Annotated in this window: 29 protein-coding genes; 24 read left to right on the top strand and 5 right to left on the bottom strand. The window is 28.6% G+C overall.

From position 1 onward, the window contains the following. Window positions 1-2 precede the first annotated feature (2 nt). The 3 genes from tsaD to tsaE are packed head-to-tail and all read right to left on the bottom strand — an operon-like array spanning window position 3 to window position 1,893. Window positions 3-935 carry a tRNA (adenosine(37)-N6)-threonylcarbamoyltransferase complex transferase subunit TsaD gene (tsaD, locus tag EXC66_RS03975; protein WP_006886426.1) on the bottom strand — a complete coding sequence of 311 codons (933 nt, stop codon included), beginning with the start codon at window positions 933-935 and terminating at the stop codon, window positions 3-5. Then, the gene (tsaB, locus tag EXC66_RS03970; protein ID WP_006886425.1) at window positions 935-1,498 is read right to left on the bottom strand and encodes a tRNA (adenosine(37)-N6)-threonylcarbamoyltransferase complex dimerization subunit type 1 TsaB; all 564 of its coding nucleotides are present in this window, start codon (window positions 1,496-1,498) and stop codon (window positions 935-937) included. Before tsaB ends, tsaD begins: the two co-directional genes overlap by 1 nt. Then, window positions 1,498-1,893 carry a tRNA (adenosine(37)-N6)-threonylcarbamoyltransferase complex ATPase subunit type 1 TsaE gene (gene tsaE, locus EXC66_RS03965; RefSeq protein WP_006886424.1) on the bottom strand — a complete coding sequence of 132 codons (396 nt, stop codon included), beginning with the start codon at window positions 1,891-1,893 and terminating at the stop codon, window positions 1,498-1,500. Before tsaE ends, tsaB begins: the two co-directional genes overlap by 1 nt. An 85-nt stretch (window positions 1,894-1,978) precedes the next feature. On the opposite strand from tsaE, the gene EXC66_RS03960 reads away from it, so the two are divergent. The 3 genes from EXC66_RS03960 to gpmI all read left to right on the top strand — a co-directional run bounded on the left by EXC66_RS03960 (window position 1,979) and on the right by gpmI (window position 7,155). Continuing rightward, on the top strand, window positions 1,979-3,733 hold the full coding sequence (locus EXC66_RS03960; RefSeq protein WP_006886423.1) for an ABC transporter ATP-binding protein: 1,755 nt from the start codon (window positions 1,979-1,981) through the stop codon (window positions 3,731-3,733). Further along, window positions 3,723-5,510, top strand: coding sequence for an ABC transporter ATP-binding protein (locus tag EXC66_RS03955; protein WP_006886422.1), 1,788 nt, complete (start codon window positions 3,723-3,725; stop codon window positions 5,508-5,510). Before EXC66_RS03960 ends, EXC66_RS03955 begins: the two co-directional genes overlap by 11 nt. Before the next feature lie 139 nt (window positions 5,511-5,649). Then, window positions 5,650-7,155 (top strand): 2,3-bisphosphoglycerate-independent phosphoglycerate mutase, encoded by a 1,506-nt coding sequence (gpmI, locus tag EXC66_RS03950; RefSeq protein WP_006886421.1) that lies wholly within the window; start codon window positions 5,650-5,652, stop codon window positions 7,153-7,155. Between the two features lie 28 nt (window positions 7,156-7,183). Here the strand turns inward: gpmI and mf1 are convergent, their stop codons facing one another. Together mf1 and EXC66_RS03940 are read right to left on the bottom strand one after the other, a co-directional pair. Further along, entirely contained in the window at window positions 7,184-8,005 is an 822-nt protein-coding gene (gene mf1, locus EXC66_RS03945) for a diacylglycerol cholinephosphotransferase Mf1 (RefSeq protein WP_129622401.1), read from the bottom strand. A gap of 15 nt (window positions 8,006-8,020) precedes the next feature. Then, window positions 8,021-10,936 carry a lysylphosphatidylglycerol synthase domain-containing protein gene (locus EXC66_RS03940; protein ID WP_006886419.1) on the bottom strand — a complete coding sequence of 972 codons (2,916 nt, stop codon included), beginning with the start codon at window positions 10,934-10,936 and terminating at the stop codon, window positions 8,021-8,023. Between the two features lie 274 nt (window positions 10,937-11,210). Here EXC66_RS03940 and rpsJ point away from each other — a divergent pair, with 274 nt between their 5' ends. The 21 genes from rpsJ to EXC66_RS03835 all read left to right on the top strand — a co-directional run bounded on the left by rpsJ (window position 11,211) and on the right by EXC66_RS03835 (window position 20,825). Then, complete coding sequence (gene rpsJ, locus EXC66_RS03935) at window positions 11,211-11,516, top strand: 30S ribosomal protein S10 (protein ID WP_006886418.1); 306 nt, start codon at window positions 11,211-11,213, stop codon at window positions 11,514-11,516. Window positions 11,517-11,535: 19 nt separating this feature from the next. Then, entirely contained in the window at window positions 11,536-12,339 is an 804-nt protein-coding gene (rplC, locus tag EXC66_RS03930) for a 50S ribosomal protein L3 (protein WP_006886417.1), read from the top strand. Between the two features lie 2 nt (window positions 12,340-12,341). Beyond that, complete coding sequence (gene rplD / locus EXC66_RS03925) at window positions 12,342-12,953, top strand: 50S ribosomal protein L4 (protein ID WP_006886416.1); 612 nt, start codon at window positions 12,342-12,344, stop codon at window positions 12,951-12,953. After that, entirely contained in the window at window positions 12,953-13,429 is a 477-nt protein-coding gene (gene rplW, locus EXC66_RS03920; protein ID WP_006886415.1) for a 50S ribosomal protein L23, read from the top strand. Before rplD ends, rplW begins: the two co-directional genes overlap by 1 nt. Window positions 13,430-13,523: 94 nt before the next feature. After that, complete coding sequence (gene rplB, locus EXC66_RS03915; protein ID WP_006886414.1) at window positions 13,524-14,369, top strand: 50S ribosomal protein L2; 846 nt, start codon at window positions 13,524-13,526, stop codon at window positions 14,367-14,369. Next, a complete protein-coding gene (rpsS, locus tag EXC66_RS03910; RefSeq protein WP_006886413.1) occupies window positions 14,369-14,647 on the top strand; it encodes a 30S ribosomal protein S19 in 279 nt (92 codons plus the stop codon). The genes rplB and rpsS overlap by 1 nt, the downstream gene beginning before the upstream one ends. After that, window positions 14,647-14,991, top strand: coding sequence for a 50S ribosomal protein L22 (gene rplV / locus EXC66_RS03905; protein WP_112579211.1), 345 nt, complete (start codon window positions 14,647-14,649; stop codon window positions 14,989-14,991). Before rpsS ends, rplV begins: the two co-directional genes overlap by 1 nt. Further along, window positions 14,991-15,644, top strand: a complete 654-nt coding sequence (gene rpsC, locus EXC66_RS03900; RefSeq protein WP_006886411.1) for a 30S ribosomal protein S3 — start codon at window positions 14,991-14,993, stop codon at window positions 15,642-15,644. The genes rplV and rpsC overlap by 1 nt, the downstream gene beginning before the upstream one ends. Further along, entirely contained in the window at window positions 15,644-16,066 is a 423-nt protein-coding gene (gene rplP / locus EXC66_RS03895) for a 50S ribosomal protein L16 (RefSeq protein ID WP_006886410.1), read from the top strand. Before rpsC ends, rplP begins: the two co-directional genes overlap by 1 nt. Beyond that, window positions 16,066-16,257 carry a 50S ribosomal protein L29 gene (rpmC, locus tag EXC66_RS03890; RefSeq protein ID WP_006886409.1) on the top strand — a complete coding sequence of 64 codons (192 nt, stop codon included), beginning with the start codon at window positions 16,066-16,068 and terminating at the stop codon, window positions 16,255-16,257. Before rplP ends, rpmC begins: the two co-directional genes overlap by 1 nt. A gap of 2 nt (window positions 16,258-16,259) precedes the next feature. Further along, the gene (gene rpsQ, locus EXC66_RS03885; protein ID WP_006886408.1) at window positions 16,260-16,535 is read left to right on the top strand and encodes a 30S ribosomal protein S17; all 276 of its coding nucleotides are present in this window, start codon (window positions 16,260-16,262) and stop codon (window positions 16,533-16,535) included. Further along, window positions 16,535-16,900: a 50S ribosomal protein L14 gene (rplN, locus tag EXC66_RS03880; RefSeq protein WP_006886407.1), complete on the top strand. Its 366-nt coding sequence runs from the start codon at window positions 16,535-16,537 to the stop codon at window positions 16,898-16,900. Before rpsQ ends, rplN begins: the two co-directional genes overlap by 1 nt. Before the next feature lie 13 nt (window positions 16,901-16,913). Next, window positions 16,914-17,246: a 50S ribosomal protein L24 gene (gene rplX, locus EXC66_RS03875; RefSeq protein ID WP_006886406.1), complete on the top strand. Its 333-nt coding sequence runs from the start codon at window positions 16,914-16,916 to the stop codon at window positions 17,244-17,246. A 2-nt stretch (window positions 17,247-17,248) separates the two neighbouring features. Further along, on the top strand, window positions 17,249-17,797 hold the full coding sequence (gene rplE, locus EXC66_RS03870) for a 50S ribosomal protein L5 (RefSeq protein ID WP_006886405.1): 549 nt from the start codon (window positions 17,249-17,251) through the stop codon (window positions 17,795-17,797). Continuing rightward, window positions 17,797-17,982, top strand: coding sequence for a type Z 30S ribosomal protein S14 (locus EXC66_RS03865; protein WP_006886404.1), 186 nt, complete (start codon window positions 17,797-17,799; stop codon window positions 17,980-17,982). The genes rplE and EXC66_RS03865 overlap by 1 nt, the downstream gene beginning before the upstream one ends. After that, window positions 17,982-18,377 (top strand): 30S ribosomal protein S8, encoded by a 396-nt coding sequence (rpsH, locus tag EXC66_RS03860; protein ID WP_006886403.1) that lies wholly within the window; start codon window positions 17,982-17,984, stop codon window positions 18,375-18,377. Before EXC66_RS03865 ends, rpsH begins: the two co-directional genes overlap by 1 nt. A 9-nt stretch (window positions 18,378-18,386) precedes the next feature. Beyond that, window positions 18,387-18,926 (top strand): 50S ribosomal protein L6, encoded by a 540-nt coding sequence (gene rplF, locus EXC66_RS03855; protein WP_006886402.1) that lies wholly within the window; start codon window positions 18,387-18,389, stop codon window positions 18,924-18,926. Window positions 18,927-18,947: 21 nt separating this feature from the next. Then, complete coding sequence (rplR, locus tag EXC66_RS03850) at window positions 18,948-19,298, top strand: 50S ribosomal protein L18 (protein WP_006886401.1); 351 nt, start codon at window positions 18,948-18,950, stop codon at window positions 19,296-19,298. Continuing rightward, window positions 19,288-19,953, top strand: a complete 666-nt coding sequence (gene rpsE / locus EXC66_RS03845) for a 30S ribosomal protein S5 (RefSeq protein WP_206750138.1) — start codon at window positions 19,288-19,290, stop codon at window positions 19,951-19,953. Before rplR ends, rpsE begins: the two co-directional genes overlap by 11 nt. Continuing rightward, entirely contained in the window at window positions 19,953-20,393 is a 441-nt protein-coding gene (gene rplO / locus EXC66_RS03840) for a 50S ribosomal protein L15 (RefSeq protein ID WP_006886399.1), read from the top strand. Before rpsE ends, rplO begins: the two co-directional genes overlap by 1 nt. Window positions 20,394-20,486: 93 nt before the next feature. Then, window positions 20,487-20,825, top strand: coding sequence for a hypothetical protein (locus tag EXC66_RS03835; protein WP_006886398.1), 339 nt, complete (start codon window positions 20,487-20,489; stop codon window positions 20,823-20,825). Window positions 20,826-20,852: the final 27 nt, after the last annotated feature.

Here is a 20,852-nt window from a genome sequence, read left to right as displayed (position 1 = left end):
TTTTACTCCTTTTTAATTAACCTTAAATAAGCTACTTGCGCGATCATCGCTCCATTATCAGTAGTATATTTCATGTCCGGGATAATTACATTAGTATGTAGATTTTTAAACTCATTTCTTAAAAATGAATTAGCACTAACGCCACCACCCAATATTAATGAATTGACATTGTATTCTTTTAAAGCTAATTTTGTTTTACTTATTAAATATTCAACTGCAGTTTTTTGAAATGAGCTTGCAATTTGCTCTTTATTTAACTTAATATTTTTCATCTCTGTTATGTTACAGTAATTTAACACTTGACTCTTCAAACCACTAAACGAGAAATCATATTTATTTTCAGTATGGGGTTGTGTAAAGTGAATATATTCACCTTTATATAAGTTAAAAATTTTATCAATTGCTGGTCCACCAGGAAAACCAGTATTAAGTCTTCTTGACACTTTATCAAATACTTCACCGACGGCATCATCAAGAGTTTCTCCAATTATAGTTGTCTCAAAATAGTTTTTTGCATATATTAGTTGAGTGTGCCCTCCTGAAACTAATAAGCATAAAGCAGGAAATGTAACTTCATTAGTAATTGTTGCACTAAAAAAATGACCCTCAAGATGGTTGATTGGAATTAAAGGTTTATTAAGTGATAAACTCAAAGCATTAGCGAATAAAAAACCTACTTGTAATGTCCCTATCAAACCAGGCTCTTTAGTATATGCTATATAATCAATAGTTGTTAAATCATGTTTTTTTAATAATAAATCATGAATTATTGAGATATTTTGCACATGTTCTCTTGAAGAAATTTCAGGTATAGTACCTCCAAATTCCTTAAAAATATCTACTTGTGAAATTGTAAACATATCAACAACTTTACCATTTTCTAATATTGCAATAGAAGTATCATCGTGACTAGTTTCTATCCCTAAAATTTTCATTACTTTTTCTCTCCTATTTGGGGTTTTTTAATGTATAAAACTTCTTGTTCTATAGCTTTTTGTTGATTAAAATATTTAACATAATTATTGAAATTTTTTGATAAATGATCAAAATCTATCTTGTTTAATGTAATATTACTTGGATTATCAATAACATCAATCAAATCTTTTATGTTCACTTGTCCATAATGTCCTGAATCAAATCTATATATCTTGTTACCTTGAGCATCAAGATATAAAATATTTGAATTTGGATTTTGTTCATGCAAAATTTCAAAAGTAGAAATAGTTGAAAATTGTTTATTAAGTTGCATCGATATAGTTCTAAAAAAGACCATACCCGAACGAACACCGGTAAAAAACCCTGGACCTATATTTGTAATAAATTCACTAATTTGATCAATTTTAATTGAATTTCTTTCTAACAATTCATTAAATTGCTCGGGAATTAATGAAACTTTTTTACGATAATTTTGCAAATAAATTTGATCTATTAATGAATTATTCGTATCAAAAATAGCTACATAAAAATCTTCAGTCGCAGTATCTAAATAAGCTTTCATTATACCCTTTCAATGTAAATTTTTCTAGTGTTTTCGTCAATTACTTCAATATTAATTTTTATCGCGTCTTGAAATTCCATATTCAAGTTCTCAAATCATTCTATAGCTATTATATTATCCTCAAAAAAATCTTCAAATTCATCTAAATCACCATTTAAATTATATGCATCAATATGAATTAATCCATCATAATTCTTCATATAGTTAAAAGTTGGGGATGTAATGGTTTGTTTAATTCCAAGCTCTGATGCTAGGTATTTTACAAAAGTTGTTTTTCCAGCACCTAAATCACCACTTAATAAAATAAATTTAATTTTGGGTTTTATTTTTAGTATCTCTTTAGCTATTTTTTCTAATTCCTTGTGAGATTTAATTATAAAATTTTGACCTATCAACATTTCTTCCTTTTACCACTATAAATTAATATATTAAATTATAATTTAAATTATGCTAAGGATTATTAAATTATTTAGTACAAAATTGAAATTTACAATCTTAATTACAGTTGTTTTCAACTTTATTCCAAGTTTTGTTATTATGTTAATTCCTTCATTAATTAGACAATTTATAGAATATGCTAATACTAAGGAAATTAAATATATTGAAATTTTTTTATGGAAATTTACTAGCAATAGCCAAGCAATAGACAACTATAATTTATTAATAATAATTACTTTGGTTTCAGCATTTTTATTATTTGTGTGCAACTTAATTCCTTCGTTATTAAACAATTATATCCTTAATCAAACAAGGTATGAAACAAGAAAAATAATGTTCAATAAGATAATTAAGCTTAAAAAGGAACAAATCGATTCGTTAAGTTACGCAAGAATTATGACTCTTTTTAGTAATGACATAAGAAAGATTGTTGATGGTATTTATTTTGTAACTAAATCTATATTACAAAATATTTTTAACTTAATTTGAGGATTAGTTTTTTCAATAACTTTAAGTATCCTATATTCAATAAGTATATTTGTTTTGATACCATTAATAATTATAATTTCCTCAATTATTATCTATAAAATTTTCCCTCTTTTTAGAAAAGAAAATGCAATTTTCGAAGAAATTAATGATAAAGTTAAGGAAGATATAAATCTTATTCAACTAGTTAAATCTTACAATCTAGAGGATGATAGATACGAGATCTTTAATAAGTCAAACAACAGACTTTATGACATATCGCTTAGAGCTAATAGATTAAATATAACAGCTTGAAGATTTAATGACTTTTCAAATGATATTGCAACAATAATTGTTTTCTTAGTCGGTGGTTTATTAATATATTTAACTGGAGCTGAGAAGTCGATATCTGAAGTGGGGAAAATTTATCAATTTAACTCATATATGTGAATTATTTCGAGCTCGATTTTCAGCTTATCGCAGACAATAAATAGTTTAACTCGTTCTCAAGTTAGTGCTAAAAGATATTTAGAAGTTTTAAATATTGAAAGCGAAGAGATAAATAGTGCTAAAGACATTAAGTTAGTAAGCAATGAAATAGAATTTAAAAATGTAAGTTTTAGATATTCCAATTCTGATACTGAGCAAAATACATTAAAAAATATAAGTTTTAAAATTCCATCAAATAAAACTGTTGGTGTTATTGGTAAAACTGGTTCTGGTAAAAGTACATTAGCATTACTTTTAGTTAAAGAATTAAAACCAACTGAAGGTGAAATTTTTGTTGGTGGAGATAATATTAATGATATAGATTATGATGATTTCCACTCGAAGGTTAGCCAAGTGTTTCAAAAACCGTTGATTTTTAGTGGTACTATTAAAGAAAATATAGAATTTTCTACACGTGATTATAATAGTGAAATTATTGAAAAGTCTTCAAAAGTAGCTTGTTTAGATTTTGTTAATAACTATGATAAAAAATTTGATCAAGTTATCGGGCAAAGAGGTATTAACTTAAGTGGTGGGCAAAAACAGAGAATTGCAATTGCTCAAGCGATACTAAAAAATCCAAAGATATTAGTTTTAGATGATACAACAAGTGCTTTAGATAACAAAACTGATTTAATTGTTAGAAAAAATCTAGCAAATAGTTTAATTAATACTACTGTTTTTATAATTTCACAAAAAATTAACTCAATTTCAAATGCTGACACTATTATTGTTCTAGATGCCGGGAGAATTGTTGACCAAGGTACTCATAGTGAGTTATTATCTAGATGTGAGATTTATAAAGAATTCGCAAGTGTACAAAAGGAGAATCATGAAGAGTAGTAGTTCATTAAAAACCTTCTTAAGAATGATATATGCTGCTAAAGTTAAACCTAAAGCTTGAATGACTTTTATTACATTTGCGTTCATTAAAGCTTTGAGTTGGAGTGCGATCGGGTTTGGAACCGGTTGAATATTAGATAGATTTTTTTCTAAAGAAAATATAGGTAATTTTGATTTAACAACTTTTTTAGTTGTATTAATTGTTTTCTTACTAGTTTATTTAATTCATAGAACTTTTGTTGGATTAACAACATATTTTATGACAAAAATAACAACTCGTTTTGAACGAGAAATGAGAGGTAATTTATATAGACATATCCAGGAAATGAGTTTTTTTAATTTTGAAACTGAAAAAACTGGGGATTTCATGGCTGTTGTAACTGAAGATACTGTATCAGCTTTTACAAGCATGAATAGTGTCCTTTTAAGTTTATGCGACTTTGTTTTTGATATTTTATTATCTACATTTTGAATGATGTTACTTGCCCCTATTTTAGGATTAATAACTTATTTAATTATTCCACCTGTTTCAATTTTATTCATTTATTTGGTCTCTAAAAGTAGAAAACAGTGAAAAAAATCAAGGGATGCATTTGGAGCATTAAATGCTTATTTAGAAGAAACATTGGACATCTTACCCCTCGTTAGAGTTCATAGACAATGAGACAAAATTCAAAACAAATTCGATCAACACAATAATCATCACAGAGAAGTTACAAAAAAAGCATTTTTATATCAAACAATTGCATATCCAGCTTATTCAGCATTAAAGGTTATTTCAGAATTAATAATCATTATCATTGGTATTACATTCATAACAAAATCATATCCTTCATATGGAATTTATGGAGTTTACACCATAGGTGTAGTAACTTCATTTAATGTTTATGGTAAAACTTTTACTAACAGTATATCTAACTTATTGAATATTTCTGCTGAATTGCAACAAGGAATTTCAAGTTGAGATAGAATTGAAAACCTTCTAAAAATTTCTAATGATAAAGAAGACAAGAAAAAACCAAATTTAGAATTCAAAGAAGGTAAAGTTGAATTTAGATCTGTAAATTTTGCTTATCCTTCAAATCTTGATGTAAAAGTTCTAAAGGATATCAACTTTACAATAAATCCAGGTGAGTCACTAGCTCTGGTTGGACACACTGGTTGCGGTAAAACAACTATTAGTAAAATTTTAATGAAGTTTTATGAAACAAATGATGGACAAGTGCTTATTGATAATCAAAATGCTATTGAATATAATGCCAAAAGTTGAAGAGAAAATATTGCACTAATATCTCAAGATGTTATGTTGTTTGAAGATACATTGATGAACAATATTAAAAATTCTAATAAAAATATTTCTGAAGAAAAAGTGATCCAAATTTGTCGTGAAATTGGTCTTGATGAATACATTCAAACATTAAAAGATAAATATAACACAAAATTAACTCATAATGCTGAAGAACTTTCTCAAGGTCAAAGACAATTAGTTTCAATAGCTAGGGCATTAGCATCTGAGAAGAAATTAATAATTATGGACGAAGCAACAAGTAATATTGACAGTATAACCGAGCAAAAAATTCAAAATTGCATTAAGTTAATGATGAAAGATAAGACAATGTTAATAATTGCTCACAGATTATCGACAATTAAGAAAGCCACAAATATTTTAGTTATGGACCATGGACTTATTCTTGAAAGCGGGAACCATGAAGAGCTATTGGCAAAAAATGGAATATATGCTAATTTATATAACGAAGGATTTAAAAACATCGGATAAAGACTAAATGTGTTTTAGTCTTTTTTTAAAAATAGATACATTACCAATATTTAAAATTCAAAGCAAACAAGTCAAAAAATATAAAAAAGCTTTTAGAGTATAATTGAATAAATTTAAAAACAATATAGGAGAAAAACTTATGAAGAAAACTGTATTAATAGTTATTGATGGTTTAGGTCTTAGAAAAGAAACTCAAGGAAACGGTTTTGCACTTGCAAACACTCCAACATTTGATAAATTATTTAATGAATATCCTAATAGTGTTATTCAAGCAAGTGGTGAATTTGTAGGACTACCAAGTGGACAAATGGGAAACTCAGAGGTTGGACACCTAAATATTGGTGCGGGTACAATCGTTTACACAGGACTTTCTTTAATTGCAAAAGCATTAAAAAATAAGGAATTCGGGAAGAATAAAGCATTTTTAGAAGCTTTCAATGATGTTAAGAAAAATAATTCAACATTGCATGTTATGGGACTTTTAAGTCCAGGTGGTGTTCACTCACTTGAAGATCATTTATTTGAAATTCTTAGAGAAGCACATGAATTTGGTTTAAAAAAGGTTTCGGTTCATGCCTTTGGAGATGGTCGTGATGTTGCGCCTCGTTCAATCAAACAATCTGTTGAAAAATTACAAAAATTAACAGATCAATTTGGATACAAAATTGCCTCAATGGGTGGAAGATTCTATGGAATGGATCGTGACAAGATGTTTGATAGAGTTGAAAAACACTATGAAGCTTTACTTGGGAATAGTTCATCAACATATAATTCAGCTTTAGAATTTATTGATGAGTCTTATAAAAATGAAGTTTCAGATGAATTTTTCGTTCCATCAATTAATTCAAATTGTTTAAAAGATGATTTTGTTAAGGACGGTGATTCGATTATTTTCTTTAACTTCCGTCCTGATAGAGCAAGACAGTTAACACACTTATTTATTGGATCATCATTATATGAGTACAAACCAGCTAAACCTGTTAAAATAAATAAATTTATTTCAATGATGAAATACGAAGGACTAAACACTATAGTTGCATTTGATGAAATGGAAATTTCAATGCCAATAGGTAGAGTTTTAGAAATCGAAGGTAAAACACAATTAAGAATTGCTGAAACTCAAAAATATGCACATGTTACATTCTTTATGGATGGTGGTAATGATATTGAATTTAAAAATTCAAAAAGAATTTTAGTAGATTCCTTAAAAGTTGAATCATATGCTGATGCACCACATATGTCTGCTGAAGGAATTACAGATAAACTTATTGAATTTGGTGGTGATTTTGACGTTACAATCATGAATTTTGCTAACCCTGATATGGTTGGGCACACTGGGAATCTTAAATCTACAATTGAAGCTGTTTCATTCTTAGATACACAAATTAAAAGAATTTTTGACTGAGCTGAAAAAAATGATATTACTGTTTTTATAACCGCTGATCATGGTAATGCTGAAATTACTGAAGATGAAAATGGAAAACCAGCAACTAAACATACAAATAGTCCAGTAATGCTTATTTCAAGTGATAAAAGTTTAAAACTTAAAGATGGTAAACTAGCTGATATAGCTCCAACAATTTTAGACTACATAGGTATTAAACAACCTAAAGAAATGGACGGAGTTTCACTTTTAGTTAAATAATTAAAAAATCAACAGTAGTAGATAAAATCTACTTATTGTTGATTTTTTTATCGCTTTGTTTTTTGCCCATTTCATAGTAGCCATAAAAAACAAAATTGTCCGTTCTTATAGGAATTTTTCAGGAACTACCATAAATTTTTTCCAGGTAGAATTCCATGTTTTTAATTATATTAAACATGTATCCGTTTAATTCGATTTTAACAACTTCTTGAATATCTTTTTTTAGAATAATATGATCATTAATTAATTTTTCCTTAGAGTTAGGTCAATGAACAATAAAATATAATTCAGTCTGCTTTGTTGTTTGAATTTGTTTGTGTGCTTCTTCAATGGTTAATGGTTTAACTCAAAATAGAAATATTTTAACAAATGAGACAATTAGATTTTGTATATATTTATGTGTGTAGAATTTTCTGTAATTTTTAAAATATCCCTTAAAAGCTCTTAATTTATTAAACTTTGACTTAGAATATTTATTTATCTTATCAAAATCACTCTCAACTAAAATAAACAAATCAATAAATGATGAATTAGGCTCGGTTTCATCATAAGAATCAACAAAACGAGGAAATTGATAACAATAATTTTTGGTATTGTCGTTATTTATGATGTTTTTAGGAAAATTAGCTAAAAGCTTTTGATAAGTTTCTAAATTTATAATTATGTCAATATCTGCATCTCACTCTATTATTTTTTTATCTCTAACTGCTCCTAAGGCAGTACCAAAATATAAAGAATAAAACAAGTTATTTTCTTCGCAAAATTTAGAAATTTTTAGTAGTAATTCTAAATTTCTTTTTTTTCTTTTATCAATATTAACCTGTAATGAAGGATGGCTAGAAAATTGCATTTTTCTCCTATATTTCTAAATAAAAATAAATAAAAGTATTAAAGTCAAAACTGAAAGTATAAATATTGGTGTAGTTATAATATTAAAGTTACTTTTTGTTTTAGTATTAATAATTTTTTTGTTATTAATTAGCAAATCATTTTTATTTTTTTGTTTATAAAATTGAATTCTTTTTTCACCAATATATACTATAAATAGTGCAATAGCAGATAAAATAGAAGGTATCACAATTGTACCAAGTGTTTTGATAGCAGTTATTATGGAAGCACGATTCTCTAGATCAAAACCGAATTGGTCGATCTTATTTGATAGAGTTATTCTATAAATTATCTTAGTGAAATAATCTGAGGTTCCAGTTCCTCCAGGTGTTGGGCTAAAGGAATTAACATTTCTTACTAAAAATTGCGAAATAGTCATGTTGAAGTATCATCCACCAATTAAATTTTCATCTAGCATATTCATATAATGTAAATATAAAGAAATTGGTGCTAAAAATCAAATAGATGATTTATAAAATACTAATTCAAAAATTCTTCATCACTTTTTAAAGACTACGCTAATACCATTGCTCACTTTATATAATTCATATTTTCAGTTTGCATAAATTTCATCACTTTTGATTATTCCTATAAATCCAAATCATTCAAGAACTCGGATAATAGCCTTTAAAATAGGGGTTTGAATTCTTTTTCATCCTGCTAATGTCAAGAAAAATATTGAAAATAAGGTATCGAATAATAAACTTATTACTAAAAAGAAAGTAAATGAAAAAACATTATTTGATGAACCATTTGAAAATAGTTCTTTATAAAATACTAAACCAACAGGAACTACTATAATACTTAAAAATATGTTTGTAAGTTGTCATATAAAAGTGTTTAATATTACTGAACTAATTAATTTAGAGCGATTTAAACCTTTTCTTCTTAAATATCAATATGTTGCAATGTCTGAACCGATAGATTTAGGTGTGATATTTTGAATAATTATCCCAATAAAACTACCTACAAAAAGATTTCAAAAACTTACTTTTTCATTCTGAAACATAAACAATCGTTTAAAAATTAGAGCATTTATAAACATTTCAAAAAGTATGAATATAAAGATAAACACAAATAAAAATCTCGTCATCTTATCATATCTTATAAACATTCAAATAGTCCGAAGAACAAACAAAGCAGATGCTGAAGTGTTGTTTTCTAGCTTTATATTGTAAACTACATAAAATAAGAAAATAAATATAGCGATTGTTAATGATACTAAGAACCCATATTTTAAGAAACCTCTTAGGCTGAATTTTTTAATAACAAAATCCTCTCTAAATTCATTAATTGTATCTAGAATTTCCTTTGCTTGGACAATTAGTTTTAAATAGTCTTCACTATTTTTTTCATTAGAAGTTTTACCTTGAGTTTCTACATGTATTGTTATTTTTTTTGTAAATTTATCGTAAATTATCTTAATATTACTTCTACCAGTTAACTTTAGTTCACAAAAAGTTTTATTCTTTTCAAAATCAAAATTATATATTTGTTTTTTTACAACAGCGAACTCACCAACTTTATCTTTATCGTTAATTCTTTTGAAAAATCTAATTGACTGTTCGAAGCTCATATCATAGGTTTTGGAAAATTGATAAAAATTAGAATATTTATTTTTGATTTCGATTAATTTATCATACAAGGTCATACTTTGGCTTCTATACAATTCACACATTTTATAGAAATCCAAAATCATGATAATCCCATCATTATATATATAGTCAGAATCAAAAGGAATAAACCTATTAAATTCATCATATGCAAAAAGTAATTTTTTATTGGGTGAAGCATTTATGATTTGATTCAACTCATCCCAATTATTAAACTCTAAAACATCAATGTTTTTTAAACTTGCAATTGACTTAATGAATTCTCCAGTCAATTTAGATTTAGCGATGTAATATTTTTCATTGATATTAAAGTTATTTAACAAGTAATCTAAGTATAATCCAGCTATTTCATCTGGCTTAAAGTATTTAAATGTTCCTTTGTGTTTAACTGAGATATTAAATGAATCTCCAAACTCTGATATAATGAAATTTATATCATTTCTCTTAAATATAGAAATAACATTCATTTTTCTAAAAGAACTATTATCACTAATAGTTAAGTTCTTTCCTATTTTTGTATTAGTTAAAAGTTCAAGATTAGAATTTGCTTTTTTAAAAACTTCTTTATAAAATTCAATATTTTTTGGTTCTTGGAAAGAAATGTTATATTTAAGTTTACTAGTGGTTTCATTATTAAAGCGTTGTTTACTAAAAATATCAATATAGTTATTATTTTCAATGTTTAAATCAATAAATTCTATTGGTGAAATAGGAACCTCGATATCTGTAAGATCGATATCTTGTAAATATTTATTTAATTTATTAATATCATTTTCGCAAAAACTTACTCCTTTAGAATCGGTAAGACGAATTTGAATAAATTTTTTAGAGTTATTATAGTTTGTAATGTCAATAATATAATCAAAATTATTTTCTTGAGCAAAATAACTAATTAGATTTAGTGGAGTATTCTCTTTTTGCTCATAAAATAAAATATCATTTTTATTTTTATAAAGCACACGAGAAAAAATGTTTGATATAACAAGTAAGTCATCACTATCAGGGCAACTTACCAAAATTTTATTCTTATTTGTTTTATTGTTTACACTTATAAATTTCGAAAAAGCTTCTGAAATTGCTGTGATCGTAAACTCATTAGCCAAATGAGTTCCAATACCCAATTCTAAAATAATATTACTTTTATCAATTTTGATCTTTTCGTTAAAATAAGAATTTATTTGACTTTCACTAAGTGTAGAAAAAAAGCTATGAAACTTGTTTCAAAATTCTTTATTTCAAACTTTTTTTATTCATTTTTTATAAATATTATTTTCTGTCATAAAACTCCATTAATAAAATTATATATTATAAACATCCATAAAAAACAACCAAAATTTAATCAAAATTTGTTATGATACACCAAAATTAGTTGTTAGAAATTTCACTACCTAAAAAATCCTTATTATTCGTTTTGTTAATTTTAAAACATCTATATAATATATTAGAAACTACAGCGAAGACATATGAGGTTGTCGTTACAGCAAAATTAGTTGTTGAGGTTGAAACGGGTTTTCATATAGAGCTGTGTTCGAAAAATGAACAAAGGAGACAACGATGAGCAAATTAAGCATTAAAATCAAAGGTTTTGATCATGCTTTGGTTGATGATGCAGCTAAAAAAATTTATCTTTTAGCTGAAAAATCAGGTTCTAAAGTTAGTGGACCAGTTCCTCTCCCTACAAAAAGAGAAGAAATCACTATCTTAAGATCAGTTCATGTTAACAAAAAAAGTCGTGAACAATACGAATCTAGAACAAGCCAAAGACTTGTTGTTATTACTAATCCAACAGTAGAAACACAAGACAAGATTAAAAGATTAGAATTGCCAAGTGGAGTTGCAATTCAAATAAAAATCAAATAGTTAAATTTAAGGAGAATTTATGAAAGGAATCTTAGGACGTAAAATTGGTATGACTCAAATTTATACAGAATTTGGATTATCAGTTCCAGTTACTGTTATTGAAGTTGAACCAAATGTTGTAACAAGCGTTTTAACAAAAGAAAAAAACGGATATGAAGCAACACAATTATCTGTTTTTGACAAAAAAGAAAAACGTTCAAACAAACCTGAAATTGGACACTTTTCAAAAGCTAATACAACACCTAAGCGCTACGTTAAAGAAGTTCGTGACATGGTTGGTTATGAACTTGGACAAAAAGTTGATGCAAGTATATTTGCATCTGGAGAACTTGTTGATGTAACAGGTATTTCTAAAGGTAAAGGTTTCGCTGGTACAATCAAAAGATGAAACCAACACATTGGACCTAAATCACATGGTGGAGGTGGAGGGTCTCAACCTATCCGTCAAACTGGTTCTTTAGGGGACATTAGTGGAAATAAAGTTGTTAAAGGTATGACAATGCCTGGACAATTAGGAAATACTAAAACAACAGTTCAAAACTTAGAAATTGTTAAAGTTGATGTTGAAAACAATATGATTTTAGTTAAAGGATCAATTCCTGGACCTAAAAAATCATTCGTTATGATTAAACAAGCTGTAAAAGGACTTCCAAACCATGAAGCTATTAAATTAGTTGATGTTAAAGAAGTTATGTTAATGAATGAATTAGTTGAAAAATCTAAAAAATACGGTATCGAAGTTAAGGCAGGTATGCACTCTTCAGAATTATTACCTTTAATTAAAGCTGCTGAAGAAGCTGAAGCAAAAGAAGGAGATAAATAATCATGGCTGATAAAAAATTAAATACCGCTAATGTAAAACTTCCTGAAAATCTTTTTGCTAGTGAAAAAATTTACGAACAAGCAATTTTTGATACAGTTTTATCAGAAAGAGCATCTAGAAGACAAGGTACACACCAAGTTAAAAATAGAGCTGAAGTAAGTGGTACAGGTAAAAAACCTTGAAGACAAAAAGGAACAGGTAGAGCACGTCAAGGTTCTCTAAGATCACCGCAATTTGTAGGCGGGGGAAGAGCTTTTGGTCCTCAATCGGAAAAGAATTACTCATTAAAGGTTAATAAAAAAGTTAGATTAGCAGCATTCAAATCTGCATTAACACTTTTAGCACAAGATCAAGCAGTTTTAGTTGATGATTTAAAATTATCTAAAGTTTCAACAAAAGAATTTGTTACAAAATTAGATTCATTAGTAAACGAAAAAGAATACAGACGTGTTTTAGTTGTTACTGAAGATGCTACAGTATTCAAATCTACAGCAAACATTCCATATGTTTACACAGTTAAAGCAAATTCAATTTCAGTTGAATTATTACTTTTAGCTGATTTAATGGTTATTTCAAATGAATCACTTTCAATTTTAGAAGGGAAATTTAAATAATGCAATTAACAGATATTATTAGAAGACCTATAATTACTGAAAAAAGTAATGCTCAAACATTTGCAAATAATTCATATTCATTTGAAGTTGCATATAATGCAAATAAATTTCAAATTGCTAGAGCAATCGAAATTATTTTTCAAGTAAAAGTTGAAAAAGTTAACACAATGAAATTTGAAAAACAACCAAAAAACATTGGACGTTACCACGGATTTACAAACCGTTACAAAAAAGCGATTGTAAAATTGGCTGAAGGTTATTCAATTAACTTCTATCCAACTGATGAAGTTAAGACAGAAGATAAAGAAGAAAAAGCTAAAAAAGCAAATAAAAAAGAAGTTTCTGATGTTGAAAAAAGAGCTGCAGAAAAAATCGCTGCTAAAAAAGCAAACGCTAATGTTAAAAACGCAACAAAAACAGCTACAAAATCTAATGTTAAAAAAACAACAACAACTAGAAAAGTTGGTGGTGAATAGTTATACCACAACTTATTAATTAAATGATATATAAGCGGAATAATCATGCTTAAAAGAAAGATCCGCAACTATTTTTAAGCAAAGGAGAAAAGACATGGCTATTAAATACTATAAGCCAACAACCAATGGTCGTCGTAATATGTCAATTCTCGACTACAGACAAAACTTAAGTGGTCATGCGCCTGAAAAATCATTAATGGTGATTTTAAAAAATAATGCAGGACGTAATAACCAAGGTAAAATTACAGTTCGTCACCATGGTGGTCGTGTAAAAAGATATTACAGAATCATTGATTTTAAACGTAATAAAGACAATATCCCAGCTATTGTTAAAACAATTGAATACGATCCAAACAGATCAGCAAATATTTGTTTATTAGCGTATGCTGATGGAGAAAAAAGATATATATTAGCACCTAAAGGGATTAAAGTAGGACAAACAGTTGTCTCGGGTGAAAATGCTGATATTATTATTGGTAATTCACTTCCATTAAGTAATATTCCTGAAGGTACATTTATTCATAACATTGAAATGCAACCAGGAGGTGGAGGTATCATCGCTCGTAGTGCTGGTACTTCTGCACAAATTTTAGGTAAAGATGATGATGGTAAATACGTAGTTTTAAGATTGAAATCTGGTGAAACAAGACGTGTTTTAGCTCGTTGTCGTGCAACAATTGGTTTTGTTGGTAATGAAGAACACTTATTAGTAAATATTGGTAAAGCTGGTAAAAATAGACACATGGGGGTTAGACCTACAGTTCGTGGATCAGTAATGAACCCTGTAGACCACCCACATGGAGGGGGAGAAGGAAAACAACCTGTTGGACGTAAAGCTCCTCTTACACCTTGAGGTAAAAAAGCTCTTGGAGTTAAAACTAGAAAAACTAAGAAATCTTCAAACAAATTAATTATTAGAAGAAGAAAGGATGCTAAATAATGGCACGTAGTCTTAAAAAAGGACCTTTCGCTGATGATCATTTACTTAAAAAAGTAGATGCTATAGTTGAAGGTAAAGCACCTAAAAAACCTATTAAAACTTGATCAAGACGTTCTACAATTTTCCCACATTTTGTAGGGTTAACATTCCAAGTACATAACGGTAAACAATTTATTGATGTGTACGTAACAGATGATATGGTTGGACACAAATTGGGAGAGTTTTCACCAACTCGTACATACACCGGACATGGTGCAGATAAAGGGAAGAAAAAATAATGGATAAAGTACAAGCAGTAGCACACGTTAAAATGCAACGTGTAAGTGCTCGTAAAGCTCGTTTAGTTGCTGATTTATTCAGAGGAAAAGACGTAAGAGAAGCACTTGGTATTTTATATAATACAAATAAAAAAGCATCTCCTTTATTTATTAAATTAATCCAATCAGCAATTGCTAATGCAACTAACAATCATGGAATGGACGCATCAAAATTATTTGTTAAAGAAGTTTTAGTTAATGAAGGGCCAACTCTAAAGAGATTTCAACCTAGATCTCAAGGAAGAGCATATTCTATTTTCAAACGTACATCACACTTAACAGTTAAATTAGAGGAGAGAAACTAATGGGACAAAAAGTTAATCCAAACGGATTCCGTTATGGAGTTACTAAAGCACACAACACAACATGATATGAAGACAAAAAAGACTTCGGTTCAAAACTTGTTGAAGATGCTAAAATTTACAATTTCTTTGATGCTTTAGTGCGTCAATACCAAATTGGACAAGTAGAAGTTAGAAGAACTCAAGACAACAAAGTAACTGTTATTGTACATACAGCTAAACCAGCAGCAATGTTAGGACAAGAAGGTAAAAATATTGCTGAGTTAACAGTTAAATTAACAAAATCAATTAAAAACAAAAACCTAAATGTAAATATTCAAGTTGTAGAACTTAAAAAACCTGATTTAAATGCTAGATTACTTGCTGAGTCAATTGCAATTAAGTTAGAAAATCGTGAATCATTCCGTACAGCACAAAAAATGGCTATTAGAAATGCAATGCGTTCAGGAGCGAAAGGAATAAAAACCGCTGTTAGTGGTCGTTTAAATGGTGTTGACATGGCCCGTACTGAAGGATATTCAGAGGGAGAAATGAAACTTCATACATTAAGACAAAATGTTGATTATGCTACAGCAACAGCTCGTACAACATACGGAGCTATTGGTGTTAAAGTTTGAGTTTCATTAGGAGAAATTTTGGAAGGAGATAACAAATAATGCTTCAACCAAAGAGAACTAAATATCGTAAACCATTCTTACAAAAACACGATAAAAGACGTGCTCAAAAAGGTAACACAGTTGCTTTTGGAGAATTTGGTTTACAAGCAGTTACAAGTGCTTGAGTAGATGCACGTCAAATCGAAAGTGCTCGTATTGCTATTACAAGACGTATGGGACGTGAAGGGCAAGTTATTATTAGAATTTTCCCTCACTTTGCTAAAACTTCTAAACCTATTGGGTTACGTATGGGATCAGGAAAAGGATCACCAGAAAAATGATATACAGCAGTTAAAGTTAATACAATGATGTTTGAAGTAAGTGGAGTTAAAGAAGAAATAGCTCGTGAAGCTCTTCGTCTTGGAGGACACAAATTACCAGTTAAATGAAGAATAGTAGCTAAAACACAAGGAGAAGAATAATGTTATACAAAGATATTAAAGATAAGTCAGTTGAAGAATTACAAAAATTAGTTAATGATTTAAAAGCTGAATTATGAACATTAAAATTCAAAAATGCTACTGGAAGTTTAGATCAAACACACAAAATTAATGCTATGAGAAAAGACATAGCTAAAGTGTTGACAGCTTTAAATGAAAAAGGAGCTAAATAATTATGGAAAGAAACGCAAGAAAAGTACGTGTTGGTAAAGTAGTTTCTGCAGGTAAAAGTCAAAAAACAATTATTGTTGCAGTTGATACTTACAAGAAAAATACTTTATATTCAAAACGTTATAAATCTACAAAACGTTTTGCGGTACACGATGAAAAACAAGAAGCTGGATTAAACGATATTGTTGTAATCATGGAAACTAGACCACTTTCAAAAACAAAACACTTTAGATTAGTTTCAATCAAAGAAAAAGCCCAAACTTCTCAAGGAGATAATTAATGTTAATAGAATTATCAAGAGCTAATGTTGCAGATAACTCTGGTGCAAAAGAAATCGGTGTTATTCGTATTTTAGGTGGAAGTAAAAAGAAAGTGGCAAAAATTGGTGATATTGTTGTATGTTCTGTTAAAAAAGCAATTCCTAATGGTGGAGTTAAAGCAGGACAAGTTGTTAAAGCTGTTGTTGTAAGAAGTCGTTATGGAATCAAACGTTCAAACGGTTCATATATTCGTTTTGATGATAATGCTGTTGTTTTACTAAAAGAAGACTTATCACCACGTGGAACACGTGTGTTCGGACCAGTTGCTCGTGAAATACGTGAAAGATTCCCAAAAATCGTTTCACTAGCACCTGAAGTATTATAATAAGGAGTCATTCATGAATAAAATTAAATTTAAAAAAGGTGATGAAGTTATTGTAATTGCTGGTAAAGAAAAAGGTAAAACAGGTAGAATTGAAAAAATAGATTCTAAAAAACAAGCAGTTATTATTAAAGATTTAAATATGGTTACAAAACACAACAAACCATCACAAATGAACACAGAAGGTTCAATCACAAATATCGAAGCTCCAATCCATGTTTCAAATGTAGCGTATTTAGTTAAAAAAGCTGGTAAAAACTCAAATGCTCAATACTCAAAAATTGGATTCCAAGTAAATAAAGATGGTAAAAAAGTAAGAATCGCTAAGAAAACTCAAAAGGAAATTTAATTATGAATTTAAAACAAGTTTATTTAGAAAAAGCAGTTCCTGCTTTAAAAGAAAAATATAATTACTCATCTATTATGGAAGTTCCAAGAATCGAAAAAATTGTTATTAACATGACAGCTGGTAAAGAAGTTTCTAACTCAAAAGCTATTGAAGAAGTTTTAAATGAATTAACACAAATCACAAGTCAAAAACCATTCCAAACAAAAGCTAAAAAATCTAACGCATCATGAAAATTACGTGAAGGAATGCCTATGGGTGGAAAAGTAACTTTACGTAGAGAAAGAATGTGAGATTTCTTAGAAAAGTTAATCAACGTTGCAATGCCACGTATCCGTGATTTCCGTGGAGCAAACCCTAAAGCATTTGATGGTAGAGGTAACTTTGCTTTAGGAATTAAAGAAGAAATTATTTTCCCTGAAATTGAGTTTGATAAAATTCGTCGTATTAAGGGGCTTGATGTATTAATTGTAACTACTGCAAAAACAAACAATGAAGCTAGAACATTACTAGAATTAGTTGGTGTACCATTTGAGAAAAAAGGAGATAAATAATGGCTAGAAAAGCATTAATTGAAAAAGCTAAACGTCACCCTAAATTCTCAACACGTGCATATACACGTTGTGAATTATGTGGACGTCCACATTCAGTTTTAAGAAAATATAAAATTTGTCGTATCTGCTTCAGAGGCTTAGCTAACGAAGGTAAAATTCCAGGTATGAAGAAAGCGAGTTGATAATGTTTATTACAGATCCTATTTCAGATATGATCGTTCGTATCAAAAATTCTAATCAAAGAAAACATAAAACTGTTTCAATTCCTTACTCAAATAAAAAAGCAAAAATTCTAGACTTAATTTTAGCCGAAGGATACATTTCATCTTATGCAGTGGAAGGTGAAGGTGTTGAAAAATCATTAGTAGTTACATTAAAATATAAAGGTTCACAATCAGCTATTGTAGGGATTAAACGTATTTCAAAACCTGGATTAAGAGTATATGTTAAAGCTGACGAGCTACCTAAAGTATTGTCAGGTTATGGAACAGCAATCATTTCAACTTCAAAAGGAATTATGACTGATAAAACAGCTAGAAAGGAAAATGTTGGTGGTGAAGTTATCGCCTACATTTGATAGGTAAATTCTATGTCTCGTGTTGGAAATAGAGTTCTTAATATTCCAGCTGGAACAACAGTTGCTGTAAATGGAACATTAGTTACAGTAAATGGAAAATTAGGAAAATTAGAAAGACAATTCAGTCCATTAATTTCAGTAAAAGTTGAAGATAATCAAGTTACAACAGTTCGTGCTAATGAAGAAAAACACACAAAACAATTACACGGAACAACCAATGCTCATATATCAAATATGATTATTGGTGTTTCAAAAGGATTCCAAAAAGAATTAGCAATTAATGGTGTTGGGTATAAAGCAGTTTACAAAGATAATCAACTTCATGTTTCTGCTGGTTATTCACATGATGTAATTTTAAATGTTCCATCTGATGTTAAAGTTGAAGTTCCTAAACCTACTATAGTTATTGTTTCAGGAATCAACAAACAATCTGTTGGAGAATTTGCAGCTAATGTTAGAGCAATCAGAAAACCTAATCCATACTCAGGAAAAGGAATCTCATATAAAGGTGAAAAAATTAGACGTAAAGAAGGGAAAACAGCTTCTAAATAACAGAAGTATAAGGTATAAAATATGTCAAAATTATCAAGAAATCAAGCTAGAAAAGTTAAACATGTTCGTTTACGTCAACACATCGTTGGAACTAGTTCTAAACCTCGTTTAAATGTTTTTAAGTCTCACCAAAATTTATATGCTCAATTAATTGATGACTCTAAAGGAGTTACATTAACAAGTGCTTCAACATTATCAAATAAAGAATATAGCGGTAACATTAAAGCTGCTGGTGAATTAGGTGCAGTTATGGGACAAAAAATTGTTGATTTAGGAATAAAAGAAGTTGTGTTTGACCGTGGTGGATATATTTATCATGGTCGTGTTAAAGCATTCGCTGAGGCTGTAAGAGAAAAAGGAGTTAAATTCTAATGGAAAACCAAAAGAAAATCGAAAAAACTGTTGAAGAAACAGGAACAAAAATGTAACTCTTAAGAAAAGAAATACAAAACTTGCTGCTAAAAATGCTGAAAACAATAATGAAAAAAGTAAAATTAACTCAGAAAAACCTAGAAGAAATAATTTAAAGGATAAAAAAGTTAATGATGCATTTTCTGAATTTTCAGAAAAAGTTGTTGACATTGCTCGTGTAACAAAAGTTGTAAAAGGTGGAAGAAGATTTAGCTTCTCAGCTTTTGTTGTGGTTGGAAATAAAAAAGGTCGTGTTGGTTATGGACATGGTAAAGCAAACGAAGTTCCTGATGCAATTAAAAAAGCTATTAAGGATGCTCAAAACAACCTTGTTGATGTTCCATTATACAATGGTACTATTCCACATGAAACAAACGCTAAGTTTTTAGCATCAAAAGTTATGTTAAAACCAGCTCCTGAAGGTAAAGGACTTATTGCTTCAGGATCTGTTCGTGCTGTTGCTGAGTTAGCAGGATATAATAACATCGTTACTAAAACATACGGATCGCGTTCAAAAACAAACATTGTTAAAGCTACTGTAAAAGCACTTAAGACATTAAGAACACCTGAAAAAATTGCCGAAATTAGAGATAAAGATGTAAAGGAACTATTATAATGGATAGAATTAAATTACACAATCTTAAATATACCGAAGATTCAAGACCAGAAAAACACCGTAAAGGTCGTGGTCATGCAGCTGGTAAAGGTAAACAAGCAGGTAAAGGTCAATCAGGACAAAACAAACGTAAAGGACATAGATTAGGATTCGAAGGGGGTCAAACACCATGATTCCGTCGTATTGGAAAACGTGGATTTAACAATGTTAACCATGTTGAATATCAAGTAATCAATCTTAAAGATCTTGAAAGATGTTTTGAAAATAATGATGAAGTGTCAGTAGAAACATTATTTGAAAAAGGTTTAATTAAGAGAACATTACCTATTAAATTATTAGGAAATGGTCAATTAACTAAAACTTTAACAATTAATATTCACAAAGTATCTGAATCAGCTAGAAAAGCTGTTGAAGCTGCTGGTGGAAAAATTTTAGAATAATACAAATTGTTGGTGATAGTTCACCAACTTTTTTTATTTGTTCTTTTTTAGTTCAACTAAAAGTAAATATTCATTTTTAGTATGGAGGTTTATATGAATATTTACAAGTTAGAACAAATAAATGATAAGATCAAATTTATCAATGAAAATTTTAATAGCACACCCTTTAACAAGAGAGAAAAGTTGATGGATGAACTTGAAACAATGTTATTTAAATTTATAATTGAGGAAGTTGATGTATGTAAACAATGTACACAAAAAAATCCAAAATTTAACTACTATAAAAGTCAAAAAATGTTTGTGCATAATAAATGTGGATATATAATTCCTGCATTACAATTATTAAATAGCTTCGATTTTGAAAAAAGAAATTTAGAAGATTATGGTAAGACTTTTTCTGAAATACAAGACTGACATTGATTAATTTTTTAATTAATATCCCTTATTTTAAGTTAAATA

It is taken from the genome of Mycoplasmopsis anatis (assembly GCF_900660655.1).
Classification (GTDB): Bacteria; Bacillota_I; Bacilli_A; order Mycoplasmatales; family Metamycoplasmataceae; genus Mycoplasmopsis; species Mycoplasmopsis anatis.
The sequence above is the reverse complement of the archived record's forward strand: the minus strand, read 5'-3'. Positions and strand labels throughout refer to the sequence as shown.